12 protein-coding genes are annotated in these 14,004 nt (G+C 37.2%); 6 read left to right on the forward strand and 6 right to left on the reverse strand.

Features of this window, described 5'->3' with window-relative positions; translation table 11 throughout:
- Nucleotides 1-438, reverse strand: coding sequence for a cell division regulator GpsB (gene gpsB / locus AC6UD8_RS03300; RefSeq protein ID WP_500696699.1), 438 nt, complete (start codon nucleotides 436-438; stop codon nucleotides 1-3).
- A 54-nt stretch (nucleotides 439-492) separates the two neighbouring features.
- Nucleotides 493-1,056, reverse strand: coding sequence for an SLOG family protein (locus tag AC6UD8_RS03305; RefSeq protein ID WP_500699481.1), 564 nt, complete (start codon nucleotides 1,054-1,056; stop codon nucleotides 493-495).
- Between the two features lie 107 nt (nucleotides 1,057-1,163).
- Here AC6UD8_RS03305 and recU point away from each other — a divergent pair, with 107 nt between their 5' ends.
- Both recU and AC6UD8_RS03315 read left to right on the forward strand, forming a co-directional pair.
- Nucleotides 1,164-1,790: a Holliday junction resolvase RecU gene (gene recU / locus AC6UD8_RS03310; protein WP_500699482.1), complete on the forward strand. Its 627-nt coding sequence runs from the start codon at nucleotides 1,164-1,166 to the stop codon at nucleotides 1,788-1,790.
- 12 nt (nucleotides 1,791-1,802) lie between these two features.
- Complete coding sequence (locus tag AC6UD8_RS03315; RefSeq protein WP_500699483.1) at nucleotides 1,803-4,109, forward strand: PBP1A family penicillin-binding protein; 2,307 nt, start codon at nucleotides 1,803-1,805, stop codon at nucleotides 4,107-4,109.
- A gap of 165 nt (nucleotides 4,110-4,274) precedes the next feature.
- Here AC6UD8_RS03315 and AC6UD8_RS03320 read toward each other — a convergent pair whose 3' ends face one another.
- From AC6UD8_RS03320 to AC6UD8_RS03330, 3 genes are all read right to left on the reverse strand, one after another.
- The gene (locus AC6UD8_RS03320) at nucleotides 4,275-4,979 is read right to left on the reverse strand and encodes a DnaD domain-containing protein (protein ID WP_500699484.1); all 705 of its coding nucleotides are present in this window, start codon (nucleotides 4,977-4,979) and stop codon (nucleotides 4,275-4,277) included.
- A 26-nt stretch (nucleotides 4,980-5,005) separates the two neighbouring features.
- Nucleotides 5,006-5,509, reverse strand: coding sequence for a cell wall elongation regulator TseB-like domain-containing protein (locus tag AC6UD8_RS03325; protein WP_500693735.1), 504 nt, complete (start codon nucleotides 5,507-5,509; stop codon nucleotides 5,006-5,008).
- 67 nt (nucleotides 5,510-5,576) lie between these two features.
- Complete coding sequence (locus tag AC6UD8_RS03330; protein WP_500699485.1) at nucleotides 5,577-8,390, reverse strand: helicase C-terminal domain-containing protein; 2,814 nt, start codon at nucleotides 8,388-8,390, stop codon at nucleotides 5,577-5,579.
- Nucleotides 8,391-8,553: 163 nt separating this feature from the next.
- Here AC6UD8_RS03330 and mvk point away from each other — a divergent pair, with 163 nt between their 5' ends.
- From mvk to fni, 4 genes are read left to right on the forward strand one after another with little or no spacing between them, the layout of a single operon-like run.
- Complete coding sequence (mvk, locus tag AC6UD8_RS03335; protein ID WP_500699486.1) at nucleotides 8,554-9,486, forward strand: mevalonate kinase; 933 nt, start codon at nucleotides 8,554-8,556, stop codon at nucleotides 9,484-9,486.
- Between the two features lie 11 nt (nucleotides 9,487-9,497).
- Nucleotides 9,498-10,493 (forward strand): diphosphomevalonate decarboxylase, encoded by a 996-nt coding sequence (gene mvaD, locus AC6UD8_RS03340; RefSeq protein WP_500699487.1) that lies wholly within the window; start codon nucleotides 9,498-9,500, stop codon nucleotides 10,491-10,493.
- Nucleotides 10,494-10,509: 16 nt separating this feature from the next.
- On the forward strand, nucleotides 10,510-11,577 hold the full coding sequence (locus AC6UD8_RS03345) for a phosphomevalonate kinase (RefSeq protein ID WP_500696707.1): 1,068 nt from the start codon (nucleotides 10,510-10,512) through the stop codon (nucleotides 11,575-11,577).
- Nucleotides 11,578-11,586: 9 nt separating this feature from the next.
- Nucleotides 11,587-12,612: a type 2 isopentenyl-diphosphate Delta-isomerase gene (fni, locus tag AC6UD8_RS03350; RefSeq protein ID WP_500696708.1), complete on the forward strand. Its 1,026-nt coding sequence runs from the start codon at nucleotides 11,587-11,589 to the stop codon at nucleotides 12,610-12,612.
- A gap of 39 nt (nucleotides 12,613-12,651) precedes the next feature.
- Here fni and AC6UD8_RS03355 read toward each other — a convergent pair whose 3' ends face one another.
- Complete coding sequence (locus tag AC6UD8_RS03355; protein ID WP_500699488.1) at nucleotides 12,652-13,995, reverse strand: RsmF rRNA methyltransferase first C-terminal domain-containing protein; 1,344 nt, start codon at nucleotides 13,993-13,995, stop codon at nucleotides 12,652-12,654.
- Between the last annotated feature and the right edge of the window lie 9 nt (nucleotides 13,996-14,004).

Below are 14,004 nucleotides of genomic sequence, written 5' to 3' on the forward strand. Positions count from 1 at the left end.
TTAAAACCTATTAGATTTATCTGAATCCTCGCCGTATACACGACGCTCTAAGCTGGATAACCGTTTTAAGATATCCATGTCAGTAGGATTCTGACCTTGAGCTGGCTGACTTGGGGAAGTATTTTTTGGTGCTTCCTCAGGTTTAGTCTGCTCAGCAGTTGTCTCTTCTGGTGCCCGTTGAGGAGCACTTGAACGTTCGATAGGACGTTGAGTACTTTGTGTGCTCGATCCCATTGATACTTGACGAGATAATTCGTCAACTTTTAACTTGAGATCTTGATTCTCCTGATCTAACTGATCAATCTCACGTTGAAAAGTCTCATAGTCCTTAATGATACTATCCAAGAAAGTATCAACTTCAGCAGGATCGTAACCCCGCATTTTTTGCTTAAATTCCTTTTGTAGAATTTGTTTTGGAGTAAAATTAATATTTTCCATTAATGCACACCTCACCAATCATTTCCGCATAATTCTATTCTATCAGAAATAAAACTAAAAGTCATCATTTAACTGTCTTTGATAATCATCAGCAAGATCTTGTAACTGATCAAAATCGATCAATTGCATCGGATATGCATGATTTTTTTGAAACTGGTGAATAGCTTGATAGTCATACTTAGTTTTACCTTCATTTTCTGGATCATACACTAATAATGATTGGTCTGTATGCATGAGCATAAATCGTTGATAATTTTTTAGTTGTTTAGGTGAATCATATGGATGATCACTTACTGAACTTGAAAAATCAGCTTTAGAAACTGCTCGATTTAATTTTGCTTGATTATCTTCATTCCAGTTTGACCCAAATTTTTTAAATGGTAACATTACTGCTAATTGAAATTCATGTGGATACTTTTTTTGAAGTTCTTTAGAAACATCGGCCGTCCATTGTTCAATTCCGAGCTGTCCGCCGGTGATAATCCAGTCACATCCATTTTCAATTAACTGTGAAAGTTGATCAAACAAAGCTTGCTTAATAATTTTTAACTTAGGATCATCATTTTGAAAGATTCCTAATTCATAACTCCGGTACCCTGATACCCAAACGCGGCTCATTTCTATCCACCTTTCAATAATTATTTCTCCAAGTTACCTACAATTGCTATAATATACTACGTATATGATAACATGATCATTTTTAATAAATGGATTGAGGTTATACAATGAATTTCCATTATCCTAACGGTAATTCCTATCGAAGTACCAGTAAATCAAGTAAACTTATCATTAAAAAAAATAAATCTACCATTAAGTACGGTGATCGGGGGATGTCCCTTGAAGCTGAATTAAATGAAAGCAACCAATATTATTTGGAAAGGGATATTGCAGTGGTTCATAAAAAACCTACCCCAATTCAAATTGTAAATGTTGACTACCCCAAACGTAGTGCAGCCGTTATTAAGGAGGCATATTTCCAGCATGCTTCTACAACTGACTATAATGGTATTTATCGGGGCAAATATATTGATTTTGATGCTAAAGAAACTACTAGTACCACTTCTTTTCCTCTTAGTAACTTTCATAAACATCAAATTGAACACATGAAAAAATGCACCAAATTAGGTGGGATCACCTTTGCAATGATAAAATTTGTTAAAAGTAATGAACTTTTTGTGCTTGAAGGACCGAATCTATTCTATTATTGGGACCGACAAAATCAGGGCGGAAGAAAGTCAATTTCAAAAATAGAGCTTCAGGAGAATGCGTACCAAATTAAGTACCATCTTCAACCCTTGATTCCATACCTCAGAGCGGTTGATCAGATTATCGATAATAAGAACAATATGTAAAGGAGAAGTCTAATGGCTGATTCAGATGAAAATATTTCTAGGGTACAAAGGTTTAAGCACCATCAGCAACCACGAAAGAAAAAGATGAAGCTTTGGAAAAAAATCATTTTATGGATTTTGGCAGTAATCGTTGCCATACTTATTTGTGGAGCAGGGCTTTTTACTTACTATGCAGCTAGTGCTCCAAAGATATCTTATAATACCCTCTCTAGTGATAATTCAACGACGATATATGATTCAAGTGGTAAGATAATTTCACGTTTAGGTGCCCAAAATCGGGACTACGTGAAACAAGATCAGATTCCTGATAACCTAAAAAATGCGATTATTTCAATTGAAGATCGTCATTTTTATAAAGATCATGGGGTTGATCCTGCCAGAATTGTTGAAGCAGCCTTTTCAAATCTTCGTGGCCAAGGTGGTTTACAAGGTGGCAGTACCCTTACCCAACAATTAGTCAAATTATCAGTCTTTTCGACTAAGGCCTCGGACCAAACGCTAAAACGCAAGGCTCAAGAAGCCTGGTTAGCGGTCAAAGTCGACCATGATTATAGTAAACAACAAATTTTAGAGTTTTATATCAACAAGGTTTACATGGGTAATAATGCTTACGGAATGCAAACTGCTTCCGATTATTATTTCAATAAACCATTAAAGAAGATTAACCTCCCACAAACGGCTTTTTTGGCTGGTTTACCTCAAGCTCCTGTTCAATATAATCCTTATACAAATCCTAAGTTAGCAACTGAACGAAGAAATCAAGTTCTAGAAGCAATGGCTAACAATAAAGTGATTTCTAAGGAGCAAGCTAGTGAAGCTGAAAAGACCAGTATTCAAGATGGTCTGGTTAAACAACACAATTCAAATTCGTCTCCATACGCAAAAAATGAGAAGTATGCCGATGCCTATATCCAACAAGTTGTTCAAGAACTAGACAAAAAGGGATACAAATTAAATGCTGGAAATAAGGTTTATACAAATTTGAATATGGACACTCAAAAACAAATGTATAAACTGGCCAACGATCCCAACTCACCTATTCAATTTCCTAACAATAACTTCCAAATTGGTGCCACGATGGTAAATTCCAATAACGGTAAAGTGGTTTCGATGCTTGGATCAAGAAAACAAAAAATTGCCTTTGGATTAAATCGTGCAATTCAAACCGATCGTTCAAGTGGATCAACTATGAAACCACTAATGGACTATGGACCAGCAATTGAATACTTAAAATGGCCAACTTATCAAGCCGTTCAAGACACGCCCTTCACGTATCCCGGAACAAATAAAGAACTTCAAGACTTTGACAATAAGCACGAAGGTACCATCACGATGCGAAAAGCACTTGTTGAATCACGTAATATTCCTGCGATCAGAACCCTTCAACAGGTTGGAATCCAACGATCACAAGACTTTTTAGCTGGATTAGGAATGACATTTAATAAACCACTTGAACTACAAAACGGAATTGGTGCCTATATCTCATCAGAGCAGGAAGCGGCTGCGTATGCTGCATTTGCAAATGGTGGGACGTATTACAAACCATATTTAATCAATAAAGTAGTTAATGTCAACGGAGTTGAAAAGCAATACAGCCCTAAGGGGCATCGAGCCATGTCACCAGATACTGCTTTTATGATAAATGACATGCTCAAAGGCGTCATGACTTCCCCTAATGGTTCTGGAACTGCTGCTAAGATCCCTGGACTTTATCAAGCTGGTAAAACTGGTACTACTCAATATCCAGACGATTGGATTAAGAAAGTGCCTGGCCAATCATCAATGGATTCATGGTTTAGTGGGTACACGAAGAATTTCTCACTTTCTATTTGGACCGGATATGACCACCAGTTTAAACCTGGAAACTATATTTCCGAGCCACAAACACGAATTGCTCAAACCTACTACAAAGAAGTAATGTCACAGGCATCTGCTAATAAACCTAATATTGATTGGCAGAAGCCGGATAATGTGATTGAAACCAAACGAGATGGCGTAAACGAATACTATATCGAAGGCCACATGGGAACCGCGGTTTCAGCTAATAATGCTAGTCAATCTGGACAAGCATCCAAGAATCGTTCAGTTGTCTCAAATTCATCAAGTTCAAAAGACTCCAACAGTTCATCATCTGACGATAATTCTAGTTCAAGTCAGACGTCATCGGGGTCTAGTTCTAAGGTTGAAGAGCCATCTGAATCGAGCAAACCTAATGATCAATCATCTTCTGAATCATCAAATAATCAAGATAACAATAATCAGAGCACTCCTGCTTCTAATAATAGTCAATCATCAAGCACTTCTACTCCAAATCAATAAATTGAATATTCTCTTTAAGACTCATCTACTTTATGATTTATGTGGCTTGGGTCTTTTTTGTTGTTGTTTTGTTTTTTTAATTAAGTTAAAGTAACTTTTAACTTTTCACCTGAATTTTAATCATTTAACCACAAAAAAAATGCATAGATCTTTTACATCCATGCATCATTGATTAATTTTAAAAATCGGAATATTTTGTTTTGGTTTTCTTGGTTGATCACTGTTTAAATTTCTCTGTCGCTGTTCATTGGCTTCCTGAACTTGTGCAGCGGTTTTAATGTTGCGATGCTGCCAATTCAAAAGAATTCGATCCATATACTTCAAACTATAAACCTGACTTAGCACCGCCTCTTTGAGGGCTAATTCAATAATCTTTGGTGAGTAATGATCTTGTTCAAGCCATTGATTGATTGTTTCCAACTCGATTGAAGATAATGGCCGACCAAATTCCTCTTGAATTTTTTTAAATAATCCTTTTCGTTCCTTAATATCATTACTTTGTTTGTTACGCTCTTTTTGAGCATGATTATTAGTGTTTACTAACGATGTAGAATCAAGCAACTTGTCCATTTTATGATTTAAAAGATCAAACTTATATTCGTCCTTCCCAGACTTCGTACTAGAAATGTTGATAATCTTTTTAGTAACTAATTGATGTAATAAATTATAAATATCGTCTTCTTTTAAACCAGTCGCTTTCGACAACTCAGTAGCACTTGGAAACAAATCCCCTTTAGAACGAGCTAGTACTAACTCCAAGAAGACCACTAATTCAGTTGGGTTCATCCCCAACTCAGAGAAATGCTGCAATAAAAAACCAGAAACGCTAATTGAACCACTTTCTAAATAGCGCTCTAAATTTTCACTCATTTTATTCCTCCTTCAATAATTCATCATTACAAATTCTTAATGGTTTGCACAATCTTGCCCGTCTTATAATTTACCGTGACGTAGTTCATTCGATTGTTCTGATTTAAATAGGAAACCACCCAGGCTGGCTGATCTTGATAAATCCCAAGCCCGGTGTTAATAATCTTAGAAGCTTTCCCAATTTTTTGAGCCGTCTTTTCTGCTTCCTGTTGTGTAATCCCACTCTTTTGGGTAACGACCTGCATACTTTTCCCGTTCTTAGGTAAGATGGCATACGCATACTGATTCTGTTTATTATAACCACCAACTGAATAGTATGTCTTATTTAAATTAGACGAGTAGAAATGATTAATATCATGAAATCCAGCACTATTTTCTGCTACCGTAGTGACATGAGAACGAGCGCGTAATTGGGGTGCTTTAGCAACATGAAAGAAAATAATAACACCCAGAATGATTAGAACGATCACCGCAACAGTTATCCATCGAATCCGATGAGTCCTTTTTCGTTTTAATTGTTCTCTGTACATGAAAATTCCTCTTTTATTTAGCTTTTACATGCATCATTATAGCAAACTTTCCTTGTTTAATAATTAATTAATCCCTCTTATTAAAGAAATCTTGACCATCTTTAACAATCTTAGCGATCGACCCCGTTTTAATTGGTAAATCAGAGGGAAGCGCATCGATGATTTGCTTACCATACCGTTTGTCAATCAAACGACTGTCCAAAAAGTTAATGATACCATAATCAGTTGAGCTTCTAATCAATCTTCCCACACCTTGTTTAGTTTTGATAATAGCTTCTGGTAAGTCAAAATTATAAAATGGATTCTTGTTTTGTTCCTTTAAAAACTTAGCCCGACTTGAAACAACCGGATTATTGGGAGATTCAAACGGTATCCGGGTAATAATGAGTTGCTTGAGTAAATTATCCGGAAAATCAACACCCTCAAAATAACCATTAGCTCCAAGTATTACCGGAACTGCATCCTTGGTTGACTCAAACCTTTTGATCATTTTTTCTTGACTCCCAGAAGCACCGGCGGCTTGAATCATAAAATTACCGTTATTGTTCTGATCTAATTTTTCGTACACTTTTTTCAAAATATCCAATGAGTTAAACAGTACTAGCGTTGGTACTGCATTAGCGTTGATAAGCTTCCAAATTGAGTTAGCCAGATAAGAGATATATTCATCATTATCTACACTAGGCGGCATCGGTGTCGTTTCAGAAATCATCATTTCAGTTTGCTTGGAATAATCAAAAGAAGATTTTAGCCGTTTCATTCTCGTATCACTCCGACTTAAATCAAGCTGATCAAAAATATACTGTGACTTTTTTGATGTAAACAACGTCGAACCAGTAAAAATTGCTGGCTTAAAATAGTGATAGATATTTTCCTTTAACTTATTTTTGGAAGCAAAATCGCCAGTCATGAGGATGACATGATTAGGATCTAGATCCTCTGTATAATAGATCCAGTAAAAAGAGGATCGCTCACTAACCCTTTGCTTAACTTGGTCCACGTTAACACTATCAATGTAATCAGTAATTGTAAGTAAATGACGTTCAAACTTCTCAATCAAAGCTCGATCAGAAATCGTCCAACGATTCTTTTCCTTCTTAACTAACTTTTTGAAGGCATTTATAAATTCTTCTAATTTTACGTTGATATGAGTCAAATGGCTTATTTGACCCTGATGATCTTTCACAAATTGAAGTAGTTCTTTTGCACTAATCGAAGACTCAGAACGCCTAGTAGTAACGGGTTTCATGAATTTGACCCTAAAATCCTGTAAAATCAACTGATTCGTATCAAAAACAGCATCTAGCTGCGAATCTAACCCATTAAGTCGATTTAACTCATCAACGTCATCAGAAAAGATTTCATTTAAATTTAGCCCGTGGGTTTGAAATAAATCATTCTTAACCCTTCCAATATTTTTCTTTAAAGTATTGAATTTAATGACTTTTTCTTGCGATGAAAACGCAACGTCAGCAAGCTTATGAGCTTCGTCAACCACTAAGTATGGCTTTGAAGTCATGTAACTACTTAATTGACGACTATTCTCAAAAAGATAATTATGGTTAACGATAACAATATCAGCACGTTCCACCCGCTTCAATTGAGCTAGTAAAAAGTCAACATCCCGAAAAGAGTTCTTCTTATCCGTCTCCACATGAGAATTTTGATAATTAATTTGATCAATAAACGGAACTTCATTGGGAAGATTTAATTCGTCAAGATCACCCGTGCTTGTCTCAGTGAGCCAGACCAAGATTCGTGCTTTCATGAATTGTGACTGTTTAGATTTATCGTGAAATTGAAGTGTTTTGCTAAACCGTTCTAGATTAATATAATGATTGACACCCTTTAACATGGCAACATCAAAACTAGTATTAAGTAACGGTTCTAGTTGACTCTTAATTGTAGAATACAACTGTTCCTGAAGTCCATTGGTAGAAGTACTGACCACTAGCTGTTCACCTTCATTAACCAAATAAGCCATTGGAACCATATATCCCAGGGTTTTCCCACTCCCGGTTGGTGCTTCAATTAATAAATTATAGGTGGGTTTTTCTTTATCATGATAATTATTATAAATTAAGTTCATCATTTTACTTTGTGAACTTCGCCAATTTAACTTACCCATAAATTGGCGTTTCTTCTGCTTCTTAGTCCTAGGATACTTTATCAAATTGTGCTCTGAGATTGAATAGGATGGTACTTGGTTTTTTAACGCAATCCCATTTACAACCACATATTGCGAATTCAAATTCTTTAAATGTTCCCGCTTAATCTCTTCACGATCTTCAATAAATTGAACCGTATCTCTAGGGAGATCAGGATGAACCTTAAGAATAGACTGAATTGTCACTAAGGGTAATTTTTCAATCTCCTTCATGATTGTTAACAGTAAATGAGCAGTTGCGTCAGCATCACTTTTAGAGGAATGCGGATGGGTGTGTGAAATCCCAAAATGATGACTTAAGTCTTTTAATCGATATCCCGTTAATTCCGGAAAAAAGATTTGACTCAACGTGACCGTATCAATGGCTTTAATATCTAACTCAGGATAACCCACTCTTTCTAATTCCGCATTTAAAAACGGAAAGTCAAAATTAACGTTATGGGCAACGAAGACAGTACCACTCAGTATCTTATAAATATGGGGAGCAACCTGATCAAACGTTGGTGCTCCTTTAATTGTCTGGGCGTTAATGCCAGTTAAGTGGGTGATATCTTTAGGAATCTCTTCACCATTATTAACATATGTTGAGTAGGAATCGACCACTTGACCACCTTGAACAAAAGTACAACTAAATTGAATAATTTGGTCACCATTAGAGACATCCGTTCCAGTTGTCTCCATGTCAACGACTGCATATTTTGTATTCTTGGGCACCTGTCTCACCTACCTTTAAAACTAATTCCACTACAATATTACTACATTTATCTTAATATTTATATAAACCAACATTTAATCATTAGTAAAGTATTCTAAAATATATTGGTCATGTTCTAAATTATGATAAAATAGGTATGTTTGGAAAGTGAGCGATTGAAATATGAACACGACTGCAACCGGGTTGAGTCATGCAAAAATAATTTTTTTAGGTGAGCACAGTGCCGTCTACCAAAAGCCTGCGATTGTTTTTCCTGTGCCACAAATTAAAGTAAAAACCACCATTACTTCTGATGGTAACAATCAACTATTCAGTAAATACTACCATGGTCCAATTAGTGCTCTTCCTTCTTCAATGAATGGATTACAGACACTTATTAATCGTCTTAACCAATCATTAAATCCTAATAGCATCCCAATTAATATCAAAATTGATAGTGCAATTCCGTTGGGGAGAGGGATGGGTTCATCCGCTGCAACCGCTAGTGCAGTTACCAGAGCCTTTTTTCATTTCTTTAATCATCAACTAAACGCCGACCAGCTTAAGAAATTTACCGATGTAGAGGAAAAGATAACTCATGGTAATCCAAGTGGAATTGACGCTAAAACCGTCAGCGCACTTAATCCCATCTTATTTGAAAAGGGTCAGTTTTATGATTTCCCCGTTTCAAGCACAGGAACTCTCATCATTGCTGATACCGGCATTTCAAGTAATACTTCCACGGCGGTTTCAATGGTAAGAGATGAAATGGACCATAACTTTCAAAATACGAATGATTTAATTAACGACCTCGGGGATTTAGCTGAAGCAGCTAAACATTCTCTGACATACAATAAACTCAAACAAACCGGCAAATTAATGAATCTGGCCCAAAATGATCTTTCAAAATTGGGAGTTAGTTCAACAGAAATTAATACCCTGGTAAATGCTGCTAATCAGGCGGGTGCCCTCGGTGCTAAACTAACGGGAAGCGGACTCGGTGGATGCATTATTGCTCTGTCAGATTCTAAAACCACCACGCAAAAAATCAAGACAACCCTTAAACAAAGTGGAGCACAAGGAGTTTGGGTCCAATCATTAAATGAAATGAAGTAAGGAGATTTATTATGTCCGACAATACTAATATCTATAGAACCCAGAAGGCTCGTGCTCATACTAATATTGCACTAATCAAATATTGGGGGAAGGCCAATAGTCAACTCATTATTCCAGAAGACAGTAGCCTGTCTTTAACTTTAAATGACTTCTATACCGATACTGAAGTTCGCTTTGACCCATCTCTAAGTTCTGATCAAATCACTTTTAACAATCATCTAATTAATGATTCGGAAGGAAAAAAGATTGTCAGTTTTCTTGACATCGTTCGAAAAAAAGCCAATGTTGATATTCACGCCCACGTTAAGACAAATAACAATATCCCTACTGCTGCTGGGCTTGCTTCATCTGCTTCAGGTTTTGCTGCTCTCGCTGCCGCTTCTAGTAAAGCCATTGGAATGAATCTTTCTAAAAAAGATCTTTCTAGGCTCGCTAGACGAGGATCAGGTTCAGCAACGCGCTCTATTTTTGGCGGTTTCGTCAAATGGGAAAAGGGTCATAGTGACGAAACTTCCTTTGCCATTCCAATTGAAGAAGACATTGATTGGGACATTAACCTAGTAGCTGTTATTATTAATCGAAACGAAAAAAAGATTTCTAGTAGAGAGGGTATGAAAATTTCTAAGTCCACCTCCCCTTACTATCAAGCATGGAAAAAAGTTACTAGTCATGACATGACCACGATGAGAAAAGCAATTCGTACTCATAACTTCGACTTAATGGGCCACACTGCTGAGGAAAATGCCATGAAAATGCACGCCCTCACGTTCAGTTCCGATCCAGCTTTTACATATTTTAATGGAGATACACTTAAAGCAATTCAAATTGTTCACGAATTAAGAGACAATGGCATCAGTTGCTATTTTACAATTGACGCTGGTCCAAATGTAAAAGTGTTAGTCCAACATGATAATTTAAACCAAGTTGTAAATCGATTTAAAAGCACTTTTGGATCATCAAACGTGGTTGCTACCACTCCAGGTCCTGGAATCGAATATTTAAATTAAGGGAGTAATTAATTACATGATTTCCGCAAAAGCACCCGGTAAATTGTACGTAGCTGGTGAATATGCAGTAGTTGAGACCGGCTACCCTGCTATCATCGCTGCATGTGATCGCTTTGTTCGGGTTGGCATTAAAGCAAGTTCAGATTTTGGGAGCATCTATTCGAAACAGTACGATGAAAATATGCTTCATTGGAAGAGATTAGGCCATCGCATGGTCTTCGATAATCGTGATAATCCTTTTCAGTACATCATTTCAGCGATTAAAGTAACTGAAGAATACGTTGAAACTCTCGATAAAAGTTTAAAAACATACGATATCATCGTAAATAGTGAACTCGATAGTGCCGATGGACGTAAGTACGGATTAGGTTCTTCAGCTGCTGTCACGGTTGCAACCGTTAAAGCCTTATGCGAATTCTACGACATTAACCTTTCAACGATGCAACTCTTCAAGCTAGCCGCAATTGCTCATTTTGAAGTTCAAGGAAATGGTTCATTAGGCGATGTAGCTGCTAGCGTATTCGGTGGTTGGATTGCTTACCATTCATTTGACCGACAGTGGTTAGCCAATGCCCGTAAAGATGTGGATTTAGTGGAACTGTTAGATTTAAAGTGGCCTAGTTTAAAAATTATGCCGCTAACAGCACCAAAGAATTTACAATTATTAATTGGATGGTCAGGTTCACCCGCTTCAACTTCAAATCTAGTTGATCGAGTGGAGCTAAAAAAAGCCAGAAATTCTGAACTTTATCAAGACTTTCTTCACTTCAGTCAGGAGTGTGTCTTAAATATTGTCAATGGCTTTAAAAGTTCTAATCTGGAAATGATCCAAAAGAACATTGAAAACAACCGCAAGCTCCTTTTAAAACTCGGTGAATTTGCCAACGTTGAAATTGAAACCCCAAAGCTAAAAGAATTAATTGACATTGCCGATCATTTTGGTGGTGCAGCCAAAACTTCGGGAGCTGGTGGCGGTGATTGTGGGATCGTCATTATTAATAAGGATGATAATATCGATGATCTTGTTAGCGATTGGAACCGCCATGGAATTGAGCTACTAGACCTTAAGATTCATAATAATTAGGAGAAACAAATGACTAACCAACAGTCACATCGAAAAGATGAACACGTCTCGCTTGCTAAAAAATTTCACCATACGGAATCTGAAGCTGGATTCGATCAGGTTCATTTTATGCCAGTAACATTCCCTGAAATGACATATCAGGATGTAGATATCTCAACTCAATTAGGCTCGCTGCCTTTAAGGGTCCCCTTCTACATTGAGGCGATGACTGGTGGCAGTGAGTATACCAAAAAATTAAATTTTCACCTAGCTTCTATCTCAAGGCGCTGTGGAATCGCAATGGCATCCGGCTCAGAGAGTGTAGCAATCAAACATCCGGAACTAATCGATACCTTTTCGATCATTAGAAAGCAAAACCCAGATGGACTGATCTTTGCTAACATTGGTGCTGGGACAACCCCAAAAGCGGCTGAGCAAGCAATTGATATTCTTCAAGCTAATGCATTAGAGATCCACGTTAATTCAGTTCAAGAACTCATCATGCCCGAGGGATCAAATTCATTTAACTGGCTATCCAATATTTCAAACATTGTCCAAAATATTAAAGTACCAGTAATCGTCAAGGAAGTTGGATTCGGGATGAGTTCTAAATCAATTCAAACCCTTTTGGACCTTGGAGTTGAATATGTAAACATTGGTGGTCGTGGCGGAACTAACTTTGCTCAAATTGAGAACTTCCGTCGTCATCAAAAAGAAATGGACTATTTTAAAGACTGGGGGATTACCACGGTGGAATCTCTCTTTGAATCCCAAAAAGTTCCTAGCATGAACATCGTAGCAACTGGTGGCATCACTAATCCCATGGAAATCGTCAAATCATTGTATTTGGGTGCCGATGCTGTTGGCATTGCGAGTCAGATTTTGGTGAAACTAATTGATGACGGTGAAGACGAGACCGTGAAAATGATTAACGATTGGATTATTGGCATTAAGTCCATTTTCACCGCACTAGGCGCACACAACATTAATGAACTGCGTCAATGTGAATCAGTAACCAGTCCAGAATTACAAAGTTACTTAAATCAACGCAAATAAAAAGACCTTCGTTTAAAAAACGAAGGTCTTTTTATTTTCTCATGCTTTAAACCTTAATCCCTTAGGGAAAAAGTTTTTTAACGTCCCATTCACGACTTTACCAAATCCAACACTCATTCCGCGACATTGAATTAAGTACCACCCTTTCTTTAAGTTGGGATCCACGGCAACGGTGTCACCGTGGACATAACTCTGCCACTGATGATCAGTAATTTTAACGATGTTTTTTACGTCATTAGGATTAATTGCCAATGCCAATGCATACGAAGGATCAATCCGATTCTTTTTAATCGTTCCAAGTGGCGTTCCGGGTCGCATTACTTTTAAACCATCTAAATCGGGAATTGCCGGATTAAATGAATAAAGGGTACTCCCAAATTCTAGAAGATCCTCTGTCAAAAAATCGCGCTTAAAGTTAACGTTACAGAACTCTTTCCACTCTTTTTTTATACTACTTGAGACATTACTTCTTTGATGTTTAATCTTTTTGGATTTTCCAACATCTGTACTCTGCAACTTGGCAATAAAATGACCATCACCCTTAAATAAGTTAGGAAACAGACGAGCCGTTTTAGTTAACTCTTCGTTTCCATCCGCCCATTCCGGTTTTCCGTCGATCATCCCATCATACTTCTTAATCGGGAGAGCCTTAAAATCATAATTAGCTAAGATCCAAGCAATTATCTGTTCGTCTTCTTCTGGTGAAAAAGTACAAGTTGAATAAATCAATTGTCCACCTGGTTTTAACATCTTAACGGCTTCTCTTACAATGTCTTTTTGCCGCACAGCACACTCTTTCGGATAATCAATTGACCAGTATTTTGTTGCGTCATGATTTTTTCTAAACATCCCCTCACCCGAACATGGCGCATCAATCAAAATTTTATCAAAATACCTTGGAAAATGCTTTGACAGGTTATGTGGATCTTCATTCAAGATTAACGGATCCCACACCCCAAACCGTTCCAGATTTTCAACTAGAACCTTAGCTCGACTCCGGTCAATTTCATTTGACACAAGCAAGCCTTTGTTTTTCATCATGCCAGCCAAATGAGTCGACTTTCCTCCTGGGGCAGCACACAAATCTAATACCTGGTCTCCCACACTAGGATCAACCATCTCTGCTACGTACATGGCAGATGGTTCCTGACTGTAAACGTAACCACTCTGATGCTCGACGGTTTTCCCGCTCACTTTCCCATAATAACCATTTTGGGTATAGGAAATCGGGCTTGTCATATCCAAACGAACATCAGCTTTAGTTTTGAGCGGATTAGTTCGAAAGGCATTGTAAGAATCTTCATCAAAAGAATCAATAAAACTTTGATAATCATCTTTTAACAGATTATGATATTTACTTTTAAAATCTTCAGGTAATTTCATACTGATAAG

It is taken from the genome of Fructilactobacillus sp. X1R3C1 (assembly GCF_059901545.1).

Bases quoted from the DNA above. Each gene is read 5' to 3' on its own strand.
- gpsB (WP_500696699.1), bottom strand. From the start codon at position 438: ATGGAAAATATTAATTTTACTCCAAAACAAATTCTACAAAAGGAATTT.
- AC6UD8_RS03305 (WP_500699481.1), bottom strand. From the start codon at position 1,056: ATGAGCCGCGTTTGGGTATCAGGGTACCGGAGTTATGAATTAGGAATC.
- recU (WP_500699482.1), top strand. From the start codon at position 1,164: ATGAATTTCCATTATCCTAACGGTAATTCCTATCGAAGTACCAGTAAA.
- AC6UD8_RS03315 (WP_500699483.1), top strand. From the start codon at position 1,803: ATGGCTGATTCAGATGAAAATATTTCTAGGGTACAAAGGTTTAAGCAC.
- AC6UD8_RS03320 (WP_500699484.1), bottom strand. From the start codon at position 4,979: ATGAGTGAAAATTTAGAGCGCTATTTAGAAAGTGGTTCAATTAGCGTT.
- AC6UD8_RS03325 (WP_500693735.1), bottom strand. From the start codon at position 5,509: ATGTACAGAGAACAATTAAAACGAAAAAGGACTCATCGGATTCGATGG.
- mvk (WP_500699486.1), top strand. From the start codon at position 8,554: ATGAACACGACTGCAACCGGGTTGAGTCATGCAAAAATAATTTTTTTA.
- mvaD (WP_500699487.1), top strand. From the start codon at position 9,498: ATGTCCGACAATACTAATATCTATAGAACCCAGAAGGCTCGTGCTCAT.
- AC6UD8_RS03345 (WP_500696707.1), top strand. From the start codon at position 10,510: ATGATTTCCGCAAAAGCACCCGGTAAATTGTACGTAGCTGGTGAATAT.
- fni (WP_500696708.1), top strand. From the start codon at position 11,587: ATGACTAACCAACAGTCACATCGAAAAGATGAACACGTCTCGCTTGCT.
- AC6UD8_RS03355 (WP_500699488.1), bottom strand. From the start codon at position 13,995: ATGAAATTACCTGAAGATTTTAAAAGTAAATATCATAATCTGTTAAAA.